23 protein-coding genes and 2 pseudogenes are annotated in these 22,283 nt (G+C 61.8%); 11 read left to right on the top strand and 14 right to left on the bottom strand.

The window, feature by feature from the left end:
* The 6 genes from EOA29_RS04240 to EOA29_RS41180 form a co-directional block, all read right to left on the bottom strand.
* On the bottom strand, positions 1-1,144 hold a 1,144-nt coding region (locus tag EOA29_RS04240; RefSeq protein WP_210213113.1), incomplete at its 3' end, for an adenylate/guanylate cyclase domain-containing protein.
* Between the two features lie 282 nt (positions 1,145-1,426).
* Positions 1,427-1,867 carry a hypothetical protein gene (locus tag EOA29_RS04245; protein WP_126092655.1) on the bottom strand — a complete coding sequence of 147 codons (441 nt, stop codon included), beginning with the start codon at positions 1,865-1,867 and terminating at the stop codon, positions 1,427-1,429.
* 26 nt (positions 1,868-1,893) lie between these two features.
* The gene (locus EOA29_RS04250) at positions 1,894-2,295 is read right to left on the bottom strand and encodes a hypothetical protein (RefSeq protein ID WP_126092656.1); all 402 of its coding nucleotides are present in this window, start codon (positions 2,293-2,295) and stop codon (positions 1,894-1,896) included.
* Between the two features lie 14 nt (positions 2,296-2,309).
* Positions 2,310-3,107 carry a hypothetical protein gene (locus EOA29_RS04255; protein WP_126092657.1) on the bottom strand — a complete coding sequence of 266 codons (798 nt, stop codon included), beginning with the start codon at positions 3,105-3,107 and terminating at the stop codon, positions 2,310-2,312.
* A gap of 409 nt (positions 3,108-3,516) precedes the next feature.
* Positions 3,517-4,611 carry a CapA family protein gene (locus EOA29_RS04260; RefSeq protein ID WP_126092658.1) on the bottom strand — a complete coding sequence of 365 codons (1,095 nt, stop codon included), beginning with the start codon at positions 4,609-4,611 and terminating at the stop codon, positions 3,517-3,519.
* 71 nt (positions 4,612-4,682) lie between these two features.
* Positions 4,683-4,970 (bottom strand): hypothetical protein, encoded by a 288-nt coding sequence (locus tag EOA29_RS41180; RefSeq protein ID WP_189349927.1) that lies wholly within the window; start codon positions 4,968-4,970, stop codon positions 4,683-4,685.
* A 167-nt stretch (positions 4,971-5,137) separates the two neighbouring features.
* Between EOA29_RS41180 and EOA29_RS04270 the strand changes: the two genes are divergently transcribed.
* Both EOA29_RS04270 and EOA29_RS04275 read left to right on the top strand, forming a co-directional pair.
* A complete protein-coding gene (locus EOA29_RS04270) occupies positions 5,138-5,497 on the top strand; it encodes a c-type cytochrome (RefSeq protein WP_348628853.1) in 360 nt (119 codons plus the stop codon).
* Between the two features lie 39 nt (positions 5,498-5,536).
* Positions 5,537-6,526 carry a metallophosphoesterase gene (locus EOA29_RS04275; RefSeq protein ID WP_126092660.1) on the top strand — a complete coding sequence of 330 codons (990 nt, stop codon included), beginning with the start codon at positions 5,537-5,539 and terminating at the stop codon, positions 6,524-6,526.
* Here the strand turns inward: EOA29_RS04275 and EOA29_RS04280 are convergent.
* The 7 genes from EOA29_RS04280 to EOA29_RS04310 all read right to left on the bottom strand — a co-directional run bounded on the left by EOA29_RS04280 (position 6,473) and on the right by EOA29_RS04310 (position 13,753).
* Positions 6,473-6,970, bottom strand: coding sequence for a CDP-archaeol synthase (locus EOA29_RS04280; protein ID WP_127220281.1), 498 nt, complete (start codon positions 6,968-6,970; stop codon positions 6,473-6,475). The genes EOA29_RS04275 and EOA29_RS04280 overlap by 54 nt on opposite strands.
* A 314-nt stretch (positions 6,971-7,284) precedes the next feature.
* The gene (locus tag EOA29_RS04285; protein WP_126092662.1) at positions 7,285-8,031 is read right to left on the bottom strand and encodes a ribonuclease activity regulator RraA; all 747 of its coding nucleotides are present in this window, start codon (positions 8,029-8,031) and stop codon (positions 7,285-7,287) included.
* A 23-nt stretch (positions 8,032-8,054) separates the two neighbouring features.
* On the bottom strand, positions 8,055-9,218 hold the full coding sequence (locus tag EOA29_RS04290; RefSeq protein ID WP_126092663.1) for a mandelate racemase/muconate lactonizing enzyme family protein: 1,164 nt from the start codon (positions 9,216-9,218) through the stop codon (positions 8,055-8,057).
* 21 nt (positions 9,219-9,239) lie between these two features.
* On the bottom strand, positions 9,240-10,337 hold the full coding sequence (locus tag EOA29_RS04295) for an ABC transporter ATP-binding protein (protein ID WP_126092664.1): 1,098 nt from the start codon (positions 10,335-10,337) through the stop codon (positions 9,240-9,242).
* Between the two features lie 10 nt (positions 10,338-10,347).
* Positions 10,348-11,238 carry a carbohydrate ABC transporter permease gene (locus EOA29_RS04300; RefSeq protein WP_126092665.1) on the bottom strand — a complete coding sequence of 297 codons (891 nt, stop codon included), beginning with the start codon at positions 11,236-11,238 and terminating at the stop codon, positions 10,348-10,350.
* Positions 11,235-12,194, bottom strand: a complete 960-nt coding sequence (locus EOA29_RS04305) for a sugar ABC transporter permease (RefSeq protein ID WP_126092666.1) — start codon at positions 12,192-12,194, stop codon at positions 11,235-11,237. Before EOA29_RS04305 ends, EOA29_RS04300 begins: the two co-directional genes overlap by 4 nt.
* Positions 12,195-12,271: 77 nt before the next feature.
* Complete coding sequence (locus EOA29_RS04310; protein WP_126092667.1) at positions 12,272-13,753, bottom strand: sugar ABC transporter substrate-binding protein; 1,482 nt, start codon at positions 13,751-13,753, stop codon at positions 12,272-12,274.
* 211 nt (positions 13,754-13,964) lie between these two features.
* Here EOA29_RS04310 and EOA29_RS04315 point away from each other — a divergent pair, with 211 nt between their 5' ends.
* From EOA29_RS04315 to EOA29_RS04340, 6 genes are all read left to right on the top strand, one after another.
* Positions 13,965-14,675, top strand: a complete 711-nt coding sequence (locus tag EOA29_RS04315) for a GntR family transcriptional regulator (RefSeq protein ID WP_126092668.1) — start codon at positions 13,965-13,967, stop codon at positions 14,673-14,675.
* Between the two features lie 51 nt (positions 14,676-14,726).
* Positions 14,727-15,893 (top strand): mandelate racemase/muconate lactonizing enzyme family protein, encoded by a 1,167-nt coding sequence (locus tag EOA29_RS04320; RefSeq protein WP_126092669.1) that lies wholly within the window; start codon positions 14,727-14,729, stop codon positions 15,891-15,893.
* 61 nt (positions 15,894-15,954) lie between these two features.
* A complete protein-coding gene (locus EOA29_RS04325; RefSeq protein WP_126092670.1) occupies positions 15,955-17,313 on the top strand; it encodes a mandelate racemase/muconate lactonizing enzyme family protein in 1,359 nt (452 codons plus the stop codon).
* Between the two features lie 103 nt (positions 17,314-17,416).
* On the top strand, positions 17,417-17,743 hold the full coding sequence (locus tag EOA29_RS04330; protein WP_126092671.1) for an NIPSNAP family protein: 327 nt from the start codon (positions 17,417-17,419) through the stop codon (positions 17,741-17,743).
* 9 nt (positions 17,744-17,752) lie between these two features.
* Positions 17,753-18,952 carry a mandelate racemase/muconate lactonizing enzyme family protein gene (locus tag EOA29_RS04335; RefSeq protein WP_126092672.1) on the top strand — a complete coding sequence of 400 codons (1,200 nt, stop codon included), beginning with the start codon at positions 17,753-17,755 and terminating at the stop codon, positions 18,950-18,952.
* A gap of 277 nt (positions 18,953-19,229) precedes the next feature.
* Positions 19,230-19,562 carry a hypothetical protein gene (locus EOA29_RS04340; RefSeq protein WP_189349929.1) on the top strand — a complete coding sequence of 111 codons (333 nt, stop codon included), beginning with the start codon at positions 19,230-19,232 and terminating at the stop codon, positions 19,560-19,562.
* Here EOA29_RS04340 and EOA29_RS04345 read toward each other — a convergent pair.
* On the bottom strand, positions 19,559-21,055 hold the full coding sequence (locus tag EOA29_RS04345) for an aldehyde dehydrogenase family protein (RefSeq protein WP_126092673.1): 1,497 nt from the start codon (positions 21,053-21,055) through the stop codon (positions 19,559-19,561). The genes EOA29_RS04340 and EOA29_RS04345 overlap by 4 nt on opposite strands.
* A 141-nt stretch (positions 21,056-21,196) precedes the next feature.
* Here EOA29_RS04345 and EOA29_RS42790 point away from each other — a divergent pair.
* The 3 genes and pseudogenes from EOA29_RS42790 to EOA29_RS04355 all read left to right on the top strand — a co-directional run.
* Positions 21,197-21,571: pseudogene (locus EOA29_RS42790) on the top strand (SDR family NAD(P)-dependent oxidoreductase); the annotation flags it as partial.
* Between the two features lie 52 nt (positions 21,572-21,623).
* A pseudogene (locus EOA29_RS42795) lies at positions 21,624-21,956 on the top strand (isocitrate/isopropylmalate family dehydrogenase); the annotation flags it as partial.
* Positions 21,957-21,960: 4 nt separating this feature from the next.
* Positions 21,961-22,283, top strand: a 323-nt coding sequence (locus EOA29_RS04355; protein ID WP_189478815.1) for an alpha-hydroxy-acid oxidizing protein, incomplete at its 3' end; no start/stop codon positions are given.

Below are 22,283 nucleotides of genomic sequence, written 5' to 3' on the forward strand. Positions count from 1 at the left end.
CTCCGGATCTCAGCAACATGCCTTCAGCTAGCGCCAGCCCGGCCCGCGCCAGCGCGTATTCGGGATCGATCTCGAGCGCCCGCTGGTAGAGGCGTCGGGCGGAGAGGTGATTGCGACGGCCCAGGCGCAAGAAATGCTGCCGTCCCATGAGGTAATATTGATAGGCTTCGACGTTCTCGGTCGTGCGCTTGCCGATGGCAGCATACTCGGCCGGCATCAGCCGGATCTTCAGGGCATCGACGATGGCCCGCGCGATCTCGTCTTGGAGCGCAAATATGTCGTTAAGATCACGGTCGTAGCGTTCGGCCCACACATGATGCCCACTCATCCCGTCGATCAGCTGCGCGGTGATGCGAACGCGACTACCCGCCTTGCGTACGCTGCCTTCCAGCACATGCGAAACGCGCAATTGCCGCGCCGCTTCGCTGACATCCATCGACTTGCCTTTGAGGGCAAAGGTCGTGTTGCGCGCGGTGACTGCCAGCGCCCCGACCTTGCTGAGGTCGGTAATGATGTCCTCCGTGATGCCGTCAGAGAAGTATTCCTGCTCTGGGTCGCCGCTCATGTTGGTGAAAGGCAGCACGGCGATCGATGGTCGGTTGCGGAGAAGCGCATCCTTGGCCGGCGGCAAGGACGAGCTGGTGGGGGATTGCTCAATGGACATGACACGGTAAGCGCGCACCGGCTCCGCAATGTTGTGGACCCGTTGCTCGCCGATATCCGTATAGACGTATTCGAGTTTGCCTTTTACTTGATCGTAAATGGCGCGCGCGATGCAAACGCCGCCAGGCTCCGCGAGCTTTTCAAGCCGTGCCGCGATGTTCACACCGTCTCCGTATATCGTGTCGTCTTCGACGATCACGTCGCCGAGGTTTACGCCCATACGGAACGCCATGCGCCGGTTTTCGGAGAGCCCGGCGTTCTCGCCGCCCAGCTCGCGCTGCAACTCGATCGCACACTGCACGGCGTTAACCGCGCTCCCAAACTCGATCAGCAGGCTGTCCCCGGCCGAGCCGACGATGCGTCCGTGGAACCGCGCGATTTTGGGCTCGAACACCTCAGCTCGGAGCCGCCTCAACCGTCCCAGCGTTCCCGATTCGTCGGCCGCCATCAGCCGCGAGTAACCTGCCACGTCGGCAGCCAAGATCGCCGCAAGCCTGCGTTGCTCTTCTCGCAAGGGACGGACCTCCCGCCAGTTGGAACAATCTTAGCCTAAGAAACGGCGAGGGCGAGCACTTGTTCGGACGCCTGGAATCCGAAGTTGGCGTTAAGGAAGCATACCGTAGCGAAATTCGACAGTGCGGCAGATCCGGCCCGGACCATTGGTTGATTTCGCTCATGCCCGGCACGACGTTGTGCCGATGCCATGGGCGGTGACATGCCAGGAACCTCGGCCGCCTGCCACGTACGCCGGCGAGCACTCAATTCAATCCTCTTTCGAGACTGTAACGCCTGGCACCTGTTCGACGGTTTGCTTCAGATCGCCGACCAGTTTGTCGACAGAACCGGATGCAACAGGATGGTCGCCATCTTGATAGAATGAAATCTCGAACTCCTCCGGGTTCCAGACGCTGTCGCACGTGACCAGGATATCCGAGCGATGCATGGCCACGCCGAAGTACTCGTTGTCCGGAGTTGCGGGAGCAATCCGGATTGTAAAACCGTGCGTGTCAGCAAAGAACCGAAGCTGGCTGAAGAATTGTTCTCTCACATCCTTGCGTACGGGGACAACCACCGAACGGATCGGCTTTTGCGCGGGTCCAAGTCTCGGTGCCATGGCATACCCTTCGACTACGACCGAGGCGGCCGCCAGGCCAAGCAAGGCGGTCAACACGCAGCGTCGGATGATCGTGTTGAAGCCCGCCATGAGATCGTCCGTCCGCAGACGCCCTATCAACTCTCTTTCAAGACGGTGACGCCCGGCACAGCCTGGACAGCCTGCTTCAAGCCATCGACAAGTTTGGTCAAATACGGGGCAGGCACCGCATTCTCGCCTTGCTGGTAGAAGCCGATGAAAACCTCCTTCGTGTCCAAGGCGTTGTCGCCAAGCAGCTTGATGCTTTCCTGGTACATCTGCACCCCGAACTGCTCGCCGTCCGGCGTAATCGGGGCAATGCGGATGGCAAATCCATAGGTGTCTGCGAACTGCCTAAGCTGCCTGAAAAAGGCATCCTTGGTGTCCTCGGGAAGCGTAAACGTGATCTTGTGGAGCGGCAGTTGGACTCTCGATTTGACCGGCATCGCCTGCCTTACCATGATTCCGTACCCCACCACGAAGCTGAACAATCCAGCCAACAGTCCGCGACGCCCTACCATGATGCCCGAGCACTTCCATGGTGGAGTTCGATGTTTTCACGCATCTGCCGGTCCAGTTCGTTGAAGATATCCGGCCCGGACCATTGGTTGACCGCGCTCATACCCGGCACGACGTTGTTGCCGATGCCATGAGTGGTGACATGCCAAGAGCCATCGGCCGCCTGCCACGCCGTCCGGGTGATTTTCCCGTCGTAGAAGAGGTGCTCAGGAAGAGTGCGGTTGGTTATCGAAAGTCCGTTTTCCGTTACGTGGGTCAGCACTTCTCCAGCATAAATCCCGGCGAAGGGATCATAAACCGAATAGATAGCGCCATCGACCACCGGCACGGCCGGGTCCTGCCCGGGGACGGCAAAACGGGCCAACTGATCGGCGATCTCCTGCGCCGAACACGCGCTGCAGACCATGTTTGAGGTGACGTAATCGTGCCAGCCCGGTTTAGCGGGACTGTAGACCCCCAAGGGCCCTTCTGCCGCTTCCTCGGCCCGATAGGCCGCCAGCGCATTCATACTGGCGATCTCGGCCTGGCGGAAACTCGCCGGAACATTGCTGCGAAAAGAGCCACCCACCGGCAGGCCGGCCCGCAGCCGGGAGCGTGCATATTCCGCATAGGCGTTCGCCACGGAAGTCGAGTATGAACCGGAATCCGCCGCATAGCCGGCAACCGATCGCCTGTCGGCCGCGCGGGCCGACGCCATCGAGCTGACCGATTCAGAAGACGAAGCCGACTCTCGGCTGCCATCCCCCGCGTAGCCTGCAACGGAACTCCGGTCGACCGCCCGGCCCTCGGCCATCGAGCCTCCGGATCGTGTCCCGCCGCCTTGCCGGCTGTCGCCGGAATACCCATTGACGGAACCTCGGTCAGCGGCGCGAGCAGATGCCACCGACCCATCGGAACGGCTGTCGGAAGACGAATCCGAACTGCTTGTTGAAGTACTTCTGCCGGAAACTGATGAAGACGCGCTGGAAGATGAACGCGTGCTTTCACCCGAATAGCCGGCGACTGAACTGCGATCCGCCGCCCGACCATCGGCCATGGAACCGACGCCACCGACCTCCATCGTGCCGCATCCTCCGCGTGCGTCCCATGCCCCGCGCAACCATCTTTGCCGGGGTCGCAGCGTCAGTCAAGTGTCGGCAGTTAATTCGGGTCTTCCTCGCCGACACCCGATCACGCCGCATCTACCAAGTCGTCGAATGCGCCTATGTCGACAGTATCAGCGTGTTCTGATCGCTCAGGCGAACGCGCCGTGCAAAGCGCCGGCATTCGCGGTCCAGCGTCTGGCCGAGCCATGCGGCTTCAACTTCGCTGGCGCGAACGAGCCGGAATTTCTGCATGCGGAAGGGCACCATTTCCATCCTGAGACGACTGTGGCTTACGTCGTCCAAATCGATGAAATAGGCCAAAGAGAGTTCAGGACGATACGCTTCGTGTCCGCCGATGCCTTCGTAGTCGTTGATGAAGTCGCCGCATCCGTAGAGGATCGGCTTGCCCGCATGGATCTCGATCGCCAGGGGGTGGTGCGAAGAGTGCCCATGGACGACGTCGACGCGGGCGCTGTCGATCAGGCCGTGGGCAAAGCGTATATGCGCGGCGGGCACATCATAGCCCCAATTGGGTCCCCAGTGGACGGAGACGAGGACTACGTCGCCGGGCCGGCGCCAGCGATCGATGCTGTGGATGACGGCTGCGAGGGCATTTTCGCCCAGGCTGGCAAGGACATTCACGCCGGGTCGCCTCTCCCCGGCAGCCCAGTGATCCGGGACTCCGCTGGATGGGCAGGCAAAGGCGAACACGAGAAGCCGCTTGCCCGGGGCGGCTTCGAGCATGGCGGGAGTGGCAGCCGCATCGGCATCGAGCCCCGCGCCGGCCGTCGCGAATCCCGCTTGTCGTATCGCGCACAGCGTATTCTTCAGGCCGGCTGATCCCCAGTCGGCGACATGATTGTTGGCAAGAACGCAGCAGTCGATGTCCGCGGCAGCTATGCAGCCCAAATTCGCCGGATGCATCCGGTAGTTGATGCCCTTCGGCTCAGGCTGACCATCGGCCGTGACACTGGTTTCCAGGTTGACGATTCTCAGGTCTGGTTCGTGGCGATCGATCTCGTCCAATGCGTCGCCCCAGATATAGTCGAAAGGCACCGCTCGTGGGATTTCGCCTGAACGGCTTTCCGCCAGTTTCACGTAACCAAGAGCGGAGTGGACATGCGGCTCGAACAGCGTCGGTTCGCAAGGGTGCGGCAGGATCTGGTCGATGCCACGTCCGGTCATCACATCGCCGCACAGAAACAGTCTCATTTCGCGCGGTCCCTTCTCAACACATTGGGTCTAGGGCGGAAGACATCGAACCCTTCCGAAGGTGCAAAGCACTATGTCTGTCCCTTCGAGCCAGAGGCTCGAGGAACTACACTAAGGTGATCGATCACCTGTTTGGCGCTCGGTGCGTTCTCCGCGGCCACCCAGATAGCGTCGCGGACAATTTCGCTCGCCACGCTGCCGCTCAATTCGGCATACTCGCCAACGGGTGGCGGCGCAGCGAGCACCACGACGAGAACGGCAAGGTGGGCGCTAACCTCTTCGCAAAGGCGGGCGGCGATTTGCAGATCGCCATCGCCCATGTCCGGTCCGGTGATCGTCAGTACCGTCTTGAATGACATGGCAGCCACTCCCGCTGGTTAAGGTTCGGGAACAGTAACGAGACCGCACACGCCGGCATTGCGTTGCGTCAAAGCAGGGCCTGCAGGATGGATTAGAGTTTTTCGTCGGGCAGCGATGGGAGCGTGGTATGAGACTGTTGACGATGGCGGCATGCGTCGGATTGACCATGAGCGCGGCCACCGCCCAGGAAATGTCCTACGGCGAGGCGGAATACCTGAACTCATGCGCGGTGTGCCACGGCGTCGGCGGCAGGGGCGACGGACCGCTGGGCGACTTTTTGCTCAAGCATCCGCCCGATCTGACGCATCTGTCCGAGCGCAACGGTGGCAGGTTCCCCTATTCGAGGGTCTTCGCCACCATTGACGGTCGCTACGCCATACCGAGCCATGGCGATCGCGAGATGCCGGTCTGGGGTCGGCAGTTTCTTGAAGAGGACGCCAAGACGTACGGTCCAAGCGGTGGCGAGGTGGTGACCACCGAACGCATCCACAATCTGACGGGTTACATCGAGACCTTGCAGCACTAGATTCGGGCAGCAACGACTGCGCGATGGATTTGGGCCGCGATGACTGACATCAGCCTCAGGTTGGACGAACGCCTTGGCCGAATCCATGCAATGCAGCGCCTGGGCATAGAAGACGACCACGAGGCGCAAGTCTTCGGCCAAGGTCTGAACTTCTTTCACCTGGAAAACTGGTATTCGGTCCATGCTGTAATCCGCAACGTGCTTCGGGTCTGCGGCCTCTACGGGCGCGGGCGCCGCAATGCCGGCAACGTCCAGGTCCGAACCAACCACATCGCGTCGGCGAAACTGCCAGGCCAATTTGAAGGTTTCCGGATATTGCAGCTCAGCGATCTCCACGCCGATATGAGCCGCCCGGCAATGGATCGGGTTATCGAACTGGTCGCTGACCTGGATTACGACATCTGCGTCCTCACGGGAGACTTCCGCGCCAAGACGTTTGGCCCTTTCGAGGCGGCTTTGGATGGCGTCGCGCGTGTGCGAGCGTCTCTGAGGGGGCCTCTATACGGCGTGCTTGGCAACCATGACACTGTGCGAATGGTCCCAGCGCTGGAGGACATGGGCGTTCGCATGCTGATGAACGAGCTCGAGGTGGTCGAGCGCAATGGCGAGCGCATCTACCTGGCCGGAATAGACGATGCGCATTTCTTCAGGGTCGACAATATCGAAAAGGCAGCAGCCGGAGTGCCGCGCGAGGCATTCTCGATCCTGCTTTCCCACACTCCCGAGATATATCGTCAGGCGGTGCACGCCGGGTTCGACGTGCTGCTCGCGGGTCACACGCACGGCGGCCAGATCTGTCTGCCTGGAGGGATCCCAATTACCCTGGATTCAAAGCTTCCTCGAAGGATGGGCGCCGGTGCCTGGATGTATCGCGGCATGTTCGGCTACACCTCTGTCGGTGCGGGCTCGAGTGTTGTCGCAGTCCGTCTGAACTGTCTTCCAGAGATCACGCTCCATCAACTTGCCCGTACGGAACTAGTAGGGCCTGTCTCTGATGCGAAGCATGTAGAGAAGCCGAGAGACCAGTAGCTCGCCGATCCAGAAGGCCCCGACCCCAATCAGAATATCCCAAGCCGATAGGCCAACAATGCCTCTGTCAAGGATAAGGGGCAGAAGGGATTCGGGCACCTGATCGAGCCCCGGCGCTTCAGCGCTTGAAGCCAATCGCAGCCGACGCTTGAGAAAGCTCGACAGCATGTCGCCTGCCATGGCACCAAAACCGACAAGCGCTCCAGTTGGTGCGTTGAGCCCCACAAGAGCCCCGCCGATAGCAGTCACCAGGACTGCCAGAACGAGCCCTCGAAGCGTCTTCGACTTGCCGAGGAGCGGTTGCCCATCCCAGAAATGCCAGCCGCCGTCGATCGGCCAAGCGAGCCGGTCGCCAAGCACCTTCTTGGCGATCACGGGCACGCCGTTCGCAAGAGTTAACAAGACGAGGCACTGAGCAATCGGCCAGAAATGAAGCTGCACCATGGGCTTCTCGCATTGACAGGGAGTCGGCGTAGCGAGGAGCGAGCCAGGCCGCCCAATCTACTATAGTGTTCAACAACCCTCGTATCGATGTTCATTCCTGCCCTTCATCTTTAGGTTCGCCAGACAATACGAGATCAATGGGTTAGTGCATATTTACATCTTCGGTTGGCCGGATACGGGTGGCGATCCTCCACGCATCGATTTGATTTTGTTGACTTACGGTGAGCTGTTGCGGCCCCATCAGAGGGAAGTAGCCGGTGAGCAACTGCCTCCGCTGTGTCGCCTATTCCGCAGGGTGGACAACATCGTGATCGTCACCGGCCGTGTCGGCGTCTTGCGTTGCGCCACTCCTCATATTCCCCGCGGGCATCGTCATGCAGCGGATAATAGCGTTGCAACGGCGCGCCTTGCATGAGCTTCTCTCGCGAGAACTCCTCCCAATCGTGATGACTCTTCGCTTCTTCGATCACCTGCGGGGCCATTGATACTGGAACCACCACCACCCCATCGTCGTCGGCCACGATGATATCGCCGGGGATCACCGTGACGCCGCCGCAGGCAATCGGAACGTTGACGGCGTTCGGATAGATACTGGTCTGAACATGGTAGTTAGGCGTCCAGCCGCGCAGCCATAGGGGCAGATCGAGCTTCTCGACATTGGGCCGGTCGCGCATGCATCCATCGATGACGATGCCCGCGCCGCCTCTGCCCTTGAAATAGGTCGACATCATATCGCCGAAGACGCCAGAGCTCATGTCGCCGCGCGCGTCGACGACGACCACGTCGCCCTCCTGCGCGTGATAGAGCACGTGCCGGTGCAGTTGCGTCTCCGGATCGGCATATTCCCCCTCGGTGAAGAGGTCCGGCCGCTGCGGCAGGAACTGCAGTGTCAGCGCCGGCCCGACGATCGACTTGCCGTGGTTCTGCGCCACCGGACCGACCATGTGCGGGTTGCGGAAGCCCATGTGGCCAAGCGTGCCTGCAACAGTCGCGGCGCCGATCTCCCTTAGGCCGTCGATCAGGCCTTTGGGCGGCCGCGTGATGTCGGGAGTATGCGTCATTATCGCCTCCGGTTGAAATTGAACTACCAGTTCGTGACGGAACCATCGCGGCGCCTGAGGTGAGGCGCTTCCCAAAAACGGAAACTCTGGGCCTGGATGGCCTCTTCGTTGACCTCGACGCCGAGCCCCGGCAAATCGCTGACCGGATAATCGGTGCCGTCGAGCCGTGGTTGCACGGGGAAGAATTCGGAATTGTCGAAGCCCAGCTTGCTTTCCGGCGCCCTGGTCTCGAGCCAGGCGAAGTTGGGCACCGCGGCGGCGAGATGCATGGTCGCGGCCGTGCACACCGGACCGAGGGGATTGTGCGGCATCAGGTCCACATAATGCGCCTCGCTCCAGCCGGCGACTTTCATCGCCTCGGTGAGCCCGCCGACATTGCAGACATCGAGCCGATTGAACTGGTGGATGCCGCGTTCGATGTAGGGCAGGAACTGCCACTTGCTGGCAAATTCCTCGCCGATGGCAAAGGGGATGTCGGTCATCCTACGCAAGGATTCGTAGGCCTCCGGCGTTTCGTCCCGTATCGGCTCCTCGAGGAAATCAAGCACGCCGCGGCCAAGCTTGCTGCAGAAGCTCGCCGCTTCGGCCACCGACAGCCGATGATGATAGTCGATGCCAAGCACGATGTCGTCGCCGAGCGCCTCGCGTGCCTTGTTCAGCATGCTCGCGGTGGCGCCTATCGACTCGCGCGGCTCGAAGACGTCCCTGCTGCTTTGGCCGAGAGGGAAGAAGCGGATCGCCTGCCATCCTTGCGCTCGGAGTTCGCGAGCTCGTTCGATGGCAGCATCGCCCTCGGCCTCGTCTCCGGTCGAGGCGAAGGTGGGGATGCGGTCGCGCTGCTTGCCGCCGAGCAGCTCGTAGACCGGCACCCCCAGCGCCTTGCCCTTGATGTCGTGAAGGGCGATGTCGATGGCCGAAATAGCCGCCTGCAGGACGCGCCCGCCTTCGAAATACTGGCTGCGGTAAACTTCCTGCCAGATCCGGCCGATCTGCATCGGGTCGCGGCCGATGAGAAACTTGCGATAGTGCTCGAGCGCGCCGGCGACGGCTCTTTCGCGACCGCTCAAGCCGCTCTCGCCCCAGCCGAAGATGCCCTGGTCGGTCTCGACCTTGACGAGCATCTGGTTACGCGTTCCCACCCACACCGGATAGGGCTTGATCGCTGCGATCTTGAGCTTCGTCGTCATTCAGGTCACGTTCCGCACGCGTCAGTTAGCCCTGAGGGCCATTTCGGTTTCGCCGTCGAACAGGTGCATGCGCTCCTGGTCGAACTCGAGCCAGATCTGCTCGTCGGGTGTGACGGCGATGTTGGGTGACACGCTGATGTTGACGATGGCGCCGGAGAGGAACGCCTGCACGAAGGTGACGTCTCCAGTTGGCTCCACCGTATAGGCCTTGGTCGGGATGGCACCGGGGACTGAGCTCTTGTGCAACTTGATCGTCGAATGGCGTGCACCGAGCACAATCTTCTTGGTGCTCGCCCGCAGGACCTTGCGCGCGTTGGTTTGCGAGAGCGCAAGGCTCCAGCCCTCCGCGCTCGTCAGAACGGTATCGCCGTTTGCCGTCGATGCCTCCAGCGGAATAAGGCTCATTGCCGGGCTGCCCACGAAGCTCGCGACGAACATGTTGGCGGGATGGGCGAAAACCTGCGCCGGCGAATCGTATTGCTGCAGATAGCCGCCGTTCATTACGGCCATCCTGTCTGCCATGGTCACGGCCTCAAGTTGGTCGTGCGTCACATAGATGATCGTCGCCTTCAGGTCCTGATGGAACCGCTTGATTTCGGACCGCATCTGCACGCGCAGTTTGGCGTCGAGGTTGGAGAGCGGCTCGTCCATCAGGAACACAGCCGGGTCGCGGACGAGGGCGCGGCCAAGCGCCACGCGCTGCTGCTGCCCGCCCGAAAGTTCGCGCGGCTTGCGCTCAAGCAGCTGCGTCATGTCGAGCACGCGCGCCGCTTCCCTGACCTTCTTGTCGATCTCGTCCTTGGGCAGCTTGCGCATCTGCAGCGGGAACGCGAGGTTCATATAGACCGACTTTTGCGGGTAGAGCGCGTAGTTCTGGAACACCATTGCGATGTCCCGGTCCTTGGGGTCGAGGTCGTTGACCACCCGGTCGCCGATGACGATGTCGCCCGATGTGATCGGGGTCAGGCCCGCGACGAGATTGAGCGTGGTCGTCTTGCCGCAGCCTGACGGGCCGACGAGCGCAACGAACTCGCCGTCATTGACCGTCAGCGAAACTTCGTTGACGGCTTTGAAGCTGCCGTAGGTCTTGACGAGATCTTTGAGGACCACATGGGCCATCGGCAACTCCCTAATGCTTGACCGCGCCTTCTGTAAGGGCGCGTACGAAGTACCGTTGCAGGACGAGGAACAGCACCACGACGGGCACGCTCATCATGAAGCTGGCGGCCATCAGGCCCGGAAAGTCCGTCGTGTTTTCCGAAAAGAAGCGCTGGATGCCGACCGGCAGCGTCAACTGTTCGTTCTTGGAGAGGAAGGTGTAGGCGTAGATGTATTCGTTCCACGCGCCGATGAAGGAATAGATCGCCGTTGCGATGATGCCCGGCGCCGAAAGCGGCATCACGATCAGGATGAAGGCCTGCAGCCGCGTCGCCCCGTCGATGCGCGCCGCCTGCTCGAGTTGCACCGGGATGTTGTCGTAGAAGCCCTTGAGCAGCCAGATCGCTAGCGGCAGGCCGAAGGTCAGGTAGGTGAGAACAAGCGAGCCATGCGTGTTCACCAGCCCGATCGCGCGCATCAGGATGAAAAGCGGCACGAGAAAGATCACCGCCGGGAACATGTTGCGCAGCAGCACGGCGAAGAACAGGAAATTCCGACCCGGGAAGGTGAAGCGCGAAAACGCGTAGGCCGCAGGGACAGCCACGATCACCGAAAGGATGGTCGTGGCGGTCGAGACGAAAAGGCTGTTCCAGAAGAAGCGCAGAAAGTCCTGGCCGACGCTGTTCTGCGGATCGAGCAGCTTCTGATAGCTGGCAAGGGTGGGCTGGTCAGGCCACCATTGCGGCGGGAGTTGCATTGCCGCAAAGCCGGACTTGATCGAGGTGAGCAGCATCCAGATCATCGGCAACGCCGTGTAAAGCAGCATGAACGCCAGGAAGACGCGCCCGCCCCACCGCCATCCATCGATGCGCATGCGGCGGCGGGTCCGGCCTCGAGCGGCTGTCTCGGCAATCGTGCTCATGCGCTCCCATCCTTTCGCTCGTCGCCGCTCAGCGCACGGACGTAGAAGTAGCCGAGCGTCATCAGGATGAGGAACAGAAGCACCGAATAGGCGGATGCCACCCCCCAGCGCTGCCGGCCGAAGGCGAGTTCGTAAATGTGGGTGATCCAGATATGCGATGCGTTCGACGGCCCGCCGCCGGTCATGATCCAGGGGATGATGAAGGAATTGAAGTTGGCCACCGCCAGCAGCAGGATCGTCACCGTCGAGACGTTCCTCAAATGCGGAAAGGTGACGTGCCAGAAGCGCTGCCATGCATTGGCGCCGTCGACTTTTGCGGCGCGCAGCAACTGGTCGGGGACTGTCTGCAGGCCGGCCATCATCATGATCATGGCGAACGGAAACTCGCGCCAGATATTGACGACGATCAGGGAGGGCAGCACCGTGCCGACGCTGTCGATGAAATTGGGCGGCCGGTCGGTCAATCCTAGCTCGATCAGGATCGCGCCGATGATCCCAAAATCCGAATGGTAGATCCACTTCCAGATATAGGAGGCGGCGACCGCGCTGATGACCCAGGGGATGATCAGGATTGCGCGCAGGACGCCACGGCCGACAAAGTCGCGGTGGAGCGCCAGCGCGGCGGCAAACCCCAGGACAAAGGAGAAGAAGGTGGATGCCAGTGTCCAGACAAGGGTGTTCCAGGTGACCCTCCAGAACACCTCGCTTGTGAGGATGGCCGTGTAGTTGTCGAAGCCGACGAAGATCTTGTCCCGGAGCTGCAGGCCGGGCGGCGTGTTAAAGAAAGACAGCTCGATCGTATAATAGATCGGATAGGCGATGACGATCAGCATCACGGCGATCGCAGGAACGACGTACGCGTAGTCCGCGCGATGCCCCCAAATCTTTCGCAGCATGCCCGACCAACCAGGTTGCAATCTTCGGCGAACCTCGGTCTTGCCGCTCACGATCGTCACTTTGGCGTGCCCTTGTTCTTCGGAACGAACCGGCCGCGTTATTGGCGCAGCCGGTGAGATCGCAGGTCAGGCTTCGGCTAGAGTCCGCCGCCCATCAGGTCTTTTACCTTCTTGGCCGCATCATCCGCTGCCTGGTCGACGGTCATCGCTCCGGTCAGGGCATTCTGCAGCATGTCCGGGACGATGATGTTCATGATCTCGGGCGACTGCGGCAGGGCCGGGAACGGGATGCCGTATGGCAGCATCGAGGTGGTGACATCGAGGAACTTGATGTTGTCCAAACGCTCCTTCATCCATTTGGTCTTGAAGCCGTTGAGGTTACCGGGGTTCGAGCCGGCGTAGGCCATCTTCAGCGACCATTCGGGGCTCGTCCACATGCAGATGATTGCCTTTGCCGCCGGCTCGTCCACCTTGCCGCCCTCGACATATTCGGGCTTCAGGATGTGAATGTTCGAGCCGCCGAACACGACGGCGCGCTTACCGTCGGGACCGGTCGGAATGAGGCCGTAGCGCATGTTGTCGATAACCGTCTGCGCCTTGTCCTTGTCGGTGCCCGTCGCCTTCTTCTGCAGGTCGAGCATGACGTTATAGTCGGACGGGTGGGAGATCATCATGCCGAGCTGGCCGGCCAGGAACAGGGGCTGGTTGTCGGCCTGCTGGTTGGTGAGTGCCGAAACCGGAACCGACTTGTCCCGAACATACATGTCGTACGAGGCCTGCAGCGCCGCCTTACTCTGCGGGCTGTTGAGCTCGATGTCCTTATAGGTCGGGTCCGCCTTCGCCTCGTCGAAGACGCCGCCGCCATAGGCCCACAGCTGCGGCATGAATCGATAGGGCGTGTTGCCGGCGTTCTTGCGGGCTACGAGGCCATAACCGGCAATGCCGAGCTTGTCGTGGATCTGCTTGGAATACTTCACGACGTCGTCCCAGGTTGCCGGAGGCTTGTTCGGATCGAGGCCCGCGCGCTTGAAGATGTCGGCGTTCCAGATGAACGCCATCGTCTCGTTATTGGTCGGAATGCCGTAGGTCACCCCGTCCCAGGTCACGGCCTTCATGGCGCCGGGCCAGAAATCCTCGGTCGAATAACCCACATCCTCGGGCTTGAGCGGCTGCAAATAGCCCTTCGAGGCGAACTCGGTACCACCCAGGATTTGCAGGCGGACGGCCATCGGCGCGGCATTGCCCAGGAGTGCCGTGCGGAACTTGTCGAGCAGGTCGTTGTAGGTGAGGGCTTGGTCCTCGAGCTGGATGTTCGGATAGGTCTTGCGGAAGTTTGCGAAGAAATCCTTGTAGTACTGGCGCAGAAGATCGGGGTCACCCTCGAACACGCCCTGATACCAGAAAGTCAGTCGCCCCTTGTAGTCGAGCGGGGTGACCTTGGCGCAATCGCCCGCCGTATCAAAATCCTGCGTGCCCGCGATCGAGCGCACATATTCCGGCGACCACTTGCTCAAGTCGACCGGCGGCGCGCCCAGCGCCGGCGCCGACATCAACGATGCCATTAAAGCAGTCGAAACAGTGCCGCGCAGGACGGCACCGCCGAGTGTAATCCTCGTCATAGGTATCCTCCAGGTTCTCTCCCACGCCGCTTCGCTTCGGGGCAAGCGGTCCTTGCTCATTCGACCGCGGGACACCGCTCTGTGTATCCATTCGGTCTCCTTGTACGTTTTCAGATCGTGAATTGTCTGTCAACGCGCTGGATCGTACATTGTTTATCGAAACTTTGCGTGATAATCGGATAGAGTGTGTATTATCCTAGGGGAGCGGGCCTTGGCCGAACCAAATGATTTTAAAGCCAAGCCACCTGCGGGGATCGACCCCATAGGGGCCTCCAGCGAGGGCGCCTCGCTTTATGAGCTGATCAGGGAAGACATCATCGAGGGACGGCTGGCCGCGAATGAACGGCTTGTGGTCACCGATCTCGCCCGGCGTCACGGCACTTCGACCAATCCCGTGCGCGAGGCACTGCAGCTGTTACGCGGCGAGGGCTTTGTCATCTTTGCTCCCAACCGCGGGGCGCGCGTCCGACCCATCGATCAGGAGTTTGTCCGCGATATCTACGAGATCGGCGTTCTGATCGAGCCGGCCCTGACGCGATGGTTTGTGAACATGGCCACCGTCGAGGACATCGCCGAACTCGAACGTATCCAGGGCCTGATCGAAGAGAACAACTTTGCCGACACATTCAGGCACAGTGAGCTCGATACCGCCTTCCACACCGTGATGTACCAGCGGCACTACAACCGCCATGCCGCCGAGCTTTGGTGGAAGCATCGGGAAGTGCTGCGCGCCGTGAGCCGGCGTTTCGATTTCACGCTTGCGCGACGTGCCGCGATCATTCGCGAGCACCGCGAGCTCATCGCGCTCGTAAAGGCGGGAGATGCAGACAAGGCGGCCGAACTCGTTGCCCGCCATGTCGAGGGCTCCGGCCGGCACATCCTCGAACACATGCGTGCGCGCAACGCCGCGCGGGCCGGATAGGATATCCGGTCCAGAACACCGTCAACCTGACCATTCGATAGGGTAGTTAAGATGAAAATCACGAGCGTTCGGCCGTGGCTGATCAAGTCCGATGCCTCCTATTGGGGAGAGTACTTGTTCGTCGAAGTGACGACCGACGAGGGGGTTAGTGGCTGGGGAGAGATCACCACCACGACGAAGCTCGCCAACCGCGCGCTCTGCACGATCCTGCGGCAGATCGGTGCCGCCGTGGCAGGTGAGGATCCGGCGCGCATCGAGCATCTCTGGCACAAGATCTTCCGCAGCTTCACCTACATGGGCAGTCGCGGCGCCGCCGTCGAATGCGTGAGCGCCATCGACATAGCCCTCTGGGACATCCGCGGCAAAGTCCTCGGCAAGCCGATTTACGAATTGCTGGGCGGAGCGGTACGCGATGAAATCGCGCTCTACACCCATCCCAACCAGGCCAAATTCACCAGCAAGGAGGCGGTGGTCCGCGAAATTCAGGACATCGTCGAGTCCGGACACACGGCGCTCAAGTTCGATCCTTTCCCCCATCAGGGCCGCAGCGTCGATGGCGTGCCCCGCGAACGGCGAGACGGCTACCTCGATGGCAGCATGACACGCAAGGATGAGCGCGAGGCGGCCGAACTCACGGCTCTGATCCGCGAAACGGCAGGCCCTGATGTCGATATCCTGATCGATGCGCATGGCCGCTTCGACGTCCCCACCGCCATTCGCCTCTGCCGCAGCCTCGAGGAAGCCGGCCAGATCGACTGGTTCGAGGAGCCTTGCCCGCCCGAGAGCCTCAACGCCCTCAAGCAGGTGCGCGAGAAGGTCAGCGCCGCCATCTCGTGGGGCGAGCGCGGCCATACGAAATGGGATTTCGTGCCGGTACTCGAGAGCAAGCTGGCCGACTACATCATGCCGGACGTCACGTGGACCGGCGGCATTACCGAACTCAAGAAGATTTCCGCCCTATGCGAAGCCTACTACGTCCCGGTTTCGCCGCATGACGCCGCGGGACCAGTCAATGTGGTGGCTGGAGCGCAGGTAATGATGACCGTTCCCAATTTCTACAAACTGGAAACGTCCGAGTGGAACCTCTCCAAATACGATCACCTCATCGACAGCCCGCTCGACGTCTCGAACGGCAGCCTCAAGCTGACGTCGAAACCGGGTCTCGGTGTCGAGATGAACCGCGAATACCTGCAGGCCCACGAGATTGAGCTGGGCTAGCAGCGCTCTGCGCCGCCCCACGTGCGGGGCATGAACCAATCTACCAGAACGAGGATAAGTCATGCCAAAGACGGGTGGAGCCGACGAGGCCCTCAATCGGGTGAACACGAACTCCAAGCCGTCCGACCTTCGCATCACCGACATGCGGGTGGCCGAAATCGTCGGCGCGCCGTTCACCTCGGCGCTGCTCAAGATTTACACCAACCAGGGTATTGTTGGGCTTGGTGAGGTGCGCGACGGCGCAAGCGCCACCTACGCGCTGATGCTCAAAAGCCGGCTGCTCGGTGAGAATCCTTGCGATATCGACCGCCTGTTCCGCCGCATCAAGCAATTCGGCGGTCATGGGCGGCAGGGCGGCGGCGTGTCGGCGGTTGAGATTGCGCTCTGGGATCTCGCCGGCAAGGCCTATGGCGTCCCCATCTACCAGATGCTGGGCGGCAAGTTTCGCGATCACGTGCGCGTCTACTGCGATACCGATGCGGAAAAGCCGAGCGGCACCGAAACCGGCAAGCGCCTCAAGGCGCGCATGGAGCGCGGCTTCACCTTCCTCAAGATGGACCTGGGTCTGATGCAGATCGCCCACATTCCGGGCGCCGTGACAGCGCCCGCCGGCGCGCTCGAAGGGTTTCGCGCCAATCCGCGCGGCCGCGGCGGCACGCTCGAGGAGCGCAAGGCCCGCAATCTCGCCTACGATGCGCAGAACGTGCAGCACCCGTTCACGGGCCTGCATTTCACCGAAAAGGGCATAGACCTGCTCGAGCAATATATCCACGAGGTCCGCGAGGTCATCGGCTTCGAGATCCCTCTAGCCATCGATCACGTCGGCCACATCTCGCTGCAGGACGGCATTCGCCTGTCGCGCCGTATCGAGAAATACGTGCCGGCTTGGCTCGAGGACGTGATTCCCTGGCAATACACCGAGCAGTACCGGCAATTGCAGCAAGCGACCTCGGTGCCGATCTGCACCGGCGAGGATATCTATCTCAAGGAGGGTTTCGAGCCTCTGCTGAAGAGCGGCGGCCTCTCCATAATCCACCCGGACCTGCTCACCAGCGGCGGCATCCTCGAGACCAAGAAGATCGGCGACATGGCGCAGGACCACGGCGTTGCGATGGCGATCCACATGGCCGAAAGCCCGATCGCCGCGATGGCCGCGGCGCATGTCGCGACCGCGACCGAGAACTTCATGGCGCTCGAATACCATTCCGCCGATGTCGACTGGTGGGACGACATCGTCACAGGCCTTCCCAAGCCGCTTGTGAAGGACGGCTTCATCACCGTTCCGGACAGACCGGGGCTGGGCATAGACGATGTGGTCGACGAGGTGATCAGCCAGCATCTGCAGCCCGGTGTCACAGGGATATGGCAATCCACCGAGCATTGGGACAATGAATATAGCTGGGACCGGACCTGGAGTTAGCCCAGGACCTCTGCCCTCATTCCCCCAGGTTCACAGGGCCAACGACCGACCATTCGTGTCGACCTCTCCCAAGGGAGAGGCGAAGAAAGAAACGGACGAAACCATGATCTACGAACTGCGTATCTATGACTGCCTGCCGGGCAGGCTGCCGGCTTTGCTCATGCGCTTTTCCGACCAAACGCTGGCCATCTGGGAGAGGCATGGCATCCGCCAAGCCGGGTTTTTCACCACGGCGATCGGCGAAAACAGCAATCGCCTCACCTATTTCCTCGCCTGGGAATCGCTGGCCGAGCGTGAGGCGAAATGGGCGGCTTTCGTCACCGATCCGGCATGGCACAGGGCCCGGGACGAGTCTGAGCGCGACGGGCAGATCATTGCCAATATCAACAGCCAGCTGCTCACGCCGACAGCTTTCTCGTCTGTGAAATAGGACTGCGCCATGAAGATCACCGACCTGCGCTGCGCCGTCATAGGCAAGCATCCGATCGTGCGCATCGTGACCGACGAGGGTCTCTATGGCCTTGGCGAAGTCGAGTTCACTAAGAGCTACCTCAAGCCCTTTGTGCTGCATTTCCGCGAGGCGCTGATCGGCGAGGATCCGACCGACGTCGAGCGGGTGATGCTGAAGATCCGCCAGCGCGGCTCGTTCAAGCCCTATGGCGCGGCGGTAAGCGCCATCGAGCACGCGCTGTGGGACATAGCCGGCAAGGCCGCGGGCGTGCCGGTCTACAAACTGCTTGGCGGCAAGGTGCGCGACAAGGTGCGCGTCTACAACGGCTCGATCCGCCGCAAGCGCTCGGGCGACCGGCCGGAGGACTACGCCGCCGACGTCAAATGGATGATGGAGCAGCCGCAGAACTTCTTCATGATCAAGCAAGGCATCTCGTTCCACTCCAACATGAAGGACAGCATAGAAGGCTTCCACTACGGCGTGACGCAGAAGAAGGCCGGCTATCACGGCGCCATGGATCAGGGCGTGATCAGCGAGCGCGGTTTCAATCACATGCTCGACTGTGTGATCGCGATGAAGGAAGTGCTGGGCGACAAGGTCAGCCTGGCGCTCGACTGCGGCCCGGGTTGGATGCTGCCCGATGCGATCAAGTTCGCCCGCGCGGTCGAGAAATACAATTTGATGTGGCTCGAGGACATGCTGACGGGCGACTATGTGCCGTGGGTCAATCCGCAGGCTTATCGGGAGCTGACCACCTCCACCTCGACGCCGATCCATACCGGTGAGCAGATCTACCTGCGGCACAATTTCAAGGAGCTGATCGAGACTCAGGCGGTGCGCGTCATCGGCCCCGATCCTGCCGATGTCGGCGGCATTGCCGAGCTCAAATGGGTTGCCGAGCACGCCTACATGCACTCGATCCTGATGGCGCCGCACGGAACCGCGAACGGCCTGCTCGGCCTCGGCGCGCTTATCAATGTCTGCGCCACCTTGCCCGCCAACTACATCGCCTTCGAGTATCCGAGCGCCTCCGACCCCTGGTGGGAGGACCTCGTCATCGGCCTGCCGTCGCAGATCGTTAAGGACAGCATGGTGGACTTGCTGGAAGCGCCGGGGCTAGGTCTCGATATCGACGCCGAAGCAGCCAGGAAATATCTCAGGGAAGAGGATGCGGGCTTCTTCGACTGAAGAACCTCTCTTCTTTCGCCAACCTGCATGACGCGGACCGCTTCACGCATATTGGCTGTCAGACCGCTCTCGGCTCTGAAGGCGCAGCGCGACATCGGCTCCGGATAGGCCTCGCGCGCCAGCAAACTGCACAGCGTGTCAGAAAAACGAAATTGTCCGCTGCCTCTCCAGTCGTAATTGTCCCAACGAGGCGAACGGCTCGGGTGTCTTGGGAGGATTCCGGAGCAGCCGGTTGCCTGAGGAAGGCGCCAACCACAGGCTGCCTGGGAGGAAGAAAATGCCTGGTTCGGGCAAATCGGACGGCAGGCGCCTTGGCTTCAAGGCGTCGCAGGAACTCGTGGTCGTTGCGATCTCGATCGTCCTCTTCATCGTGTTCTCGGCGACGCTCAACAATTTCCTGAGCCAAGTGAACATCATCGCCATCCTCAAGAACGTCTCGATCCTCGGCACGCTGGCAGTCGGCATGGGTCTGATTGTGGTCGGCCGCGGCATCGACCATCATCACCGCGCGGGGCTATGTGCATCACTCTTTTTCCGAGCAGCTGATGAACCTGATCCGCACCAATCTGCGCGAGCTCGCCCACTGACGTTTCCGGCGCGTTCGGTTTAGTCAGTCTGGATCCAGACCGACTTGGTTTCCAGATATTCGTGCAGATGCTCGACGCCGCCCTCGCGGCCGTAGCCGGACATCTTCATGCCGCCGAACGGCACGGCCGGGTCGATGGCGTGGTACATGTTGACCCAGACCGAGCCGGCCTTGACGCGCCGCGCGAGTTTGTGCGCCGTGCCGAGATTGGTGGTGAAGATACCGGCCGCCAGACCGTAAGGCGTTGCGTTGGCCCGCGCGACCACCTCATCCAGCGTGTCGAAGGGCATCGCCGAAATGACCGGCCCGAAAATCTCTTCCCGCGCGATCGTCATCTTGTCCGACACCGCGCCGAAGACGGTCGGCGCGATGAAGTTGCCGCCGTCATAGAGCTCGCCCGTCAGTCGCGATCCGCCGGCAACCAGTTCAGCGCCCTCGTCGCTGCCGGCCTTGATGTAGCCTTCCACCTTGCCGGCCTGCCTTGCATTGATGAGCGGGCCGATTTCGGTTTCCGCCTCGATACCGTGGCCGATGCGCAGCTTGCCGGCAAACTCGGCGACCCGGCGGACGAACTCGTCGTGGATCTCGCGCGCCACGAACAGCCGCGAGCCGGCAATGCAGATCTGGCCCGAATGCACGAACACCGCCATGGCCGCGACCGGAACCGCCTTGTCGATATCGGCGTCGCGGCAGACGATGATCGGCGACTTGCCGCCGAGCTCGAGCGAGACGCGCTTGAGGTTGGTGACACCCGCCCGGGCGATCGCTTGACCAGTAAGCGTCGAGCCGGTGAAGACGATCTTGTTGACATCCGGATGCTCGGCGAGCCGCGCGCCGGCCTCGGCACCGGTTCCGGTGACGACGTTGACGACGCCGTCGGGCACGCCGGCTTCCTGCATCAGCCGCGCGATCAGCAGCGGCGTCAGCGACGCCTCCTCCGACGGCTTCAGCACGATGGTGCAGCCTGTGGCCAAAGCCGGCGCGATCTTCCAGACCGAGGCGGCGGTCGGGGCATTCCAGGGAATGATCGCGCCGACGACGCCGACCGGCTCACGCCGGGTGAAGGTGACGATCTCGCCCGGAATGGAATTGTCGATCGCCTCGCCATGCAGCGCGGTCGCCATGCCGCCATAGAAGCGCAGCATGCCGATGACCCGGCGCCGGTTGGCCAACGTGCGTGTGATCGGCAGCCCCATGTCGAGCGTGTCGGAGACGCTAAGCTCTTCCCAATGCTTCTCGAACAGGTCGGCGATCCTGAGCAGCACGCATTGCCGTTCGTAGGGCGAGAATTTGGACCAGGGGCCTTCGAAGGCCGCGCGCGCCGCGGCTACCGCCGCGTCGATATCGGCGGCCGAGCCGCGCGGCACCGTCGCCAACACTTCGCCCGTCGCCGGGTTCAGCGCTTGCATCTCCTGGCCGGACTGCGCCGCGACCCACCTGCCGCCGATGAACATCGGCCGGAACTCGCCATGGTAGAGCGTGGTGGCCTTCGCCTTCGGGTCGAAGTTCAGCGTCATCGTCTCCTCCTGGCAATTTCGCGCCGACTATTACTCCCGGTGCGGGTGACCTCAAACAAGGAAAGCTAAAAGGGCGTTCAGATAATCGGACTGTGAAACGCGCGCGTCTTCCCCGATGGTTCCAGCAACGGAGGACCAGATATGAGACTTGCTGGCAAAGTCGCCATCGTCACCGGTGGCGGATCGGGATTTGGCGAAGGCATCGTCAACAAATTCGTGGCAGAGGGCGCGTCGGTCGTGCTGATGGACCGTGACGAAGCCGCCGCGGTGCGCGTCAGCCGCGAAGCCGGCGACAAGGTGCGGCCGATCACCGGCGACGTCTCGACGCTTGAGAGCTTTGCGGCCGCCGCCGATCTGGCCCGCTCGGCCTTCGGCGGGCTCGACATACTGGTCAACAATGCCGGTGTCGCGCAGCCGCCCTTGCCCCTGGAGACGATGGACGAAGGCCTGTTCGACCGCATCGCCAACGTCAACATGCGTTCGATATACAACGGCGCCCGCGCGGTGGTCCCGCATTTCAAATCCGTCAAATCCGGCGCCATTCTCAATGTCGCCTCCACCGGCGGCGTCTCGCCTGGCGGCGGCGACGGTCGGCGGAATGGGCATGGCACCCTCGGCGGAGGTCGGCGACGCAAAGGGCTTCTTCCAGGCCGCGCACGGGTCCGCGCCGGACATTGCCGGCAAGGGGATCGCAAATCCCTACGGGACGATCCTGTCGGCGGCGGCCATGCTCGACTGGCTCGGCCGCGGACATGACGACGAAAGGCTGCGCCGGGCCGCCGAACAAATCCGCCGTGTGACGGAAGCGTGCCTGGCGAGTGGATGGCTCAGCGCCGATCTGAAGGGAAAGTCATCGACCGCGGAAATCACCGGGAACGTCTGCGACCGGCTCGCAGCTTGACGCGATGGGGCGGCTCGATCGAAACATATCGGTGGAGGATTTTCGCCAGTTGGCGCGCCGCCGGCTGCCGAAATCCATCTTCGAGTTCGTCGATGGCGGGGCAGGCCAGGAACTGACCTTGCGGGACAACCGCGCAGGCTTCGAGCGTATCCGGCTGGTGCCCCGTGTTTTGACCGACGTGTCCCGGCCGGATTTGACCACGACATTGTGGTCCAAGACCTATCCGACGCCGCTGGTGATCAGCCCGATGGGATCCTGCGCGCTGGTGCGCCCCGGCGCCGATATCGCGATTGCCACGGCGGCAGCGGCTCGGGGCATTCCCTACAC

This window comes from Mesorhizobium sp. M1E.F.Ca.ET.063.01.1.1, assembly GCF_003998155.1.
Classification (GTDB): Bacteria; Pseudomonadota; Alphaproteobacteria; order Rhizobiales; family Rhizobiaceae; genus Mesorhizobium.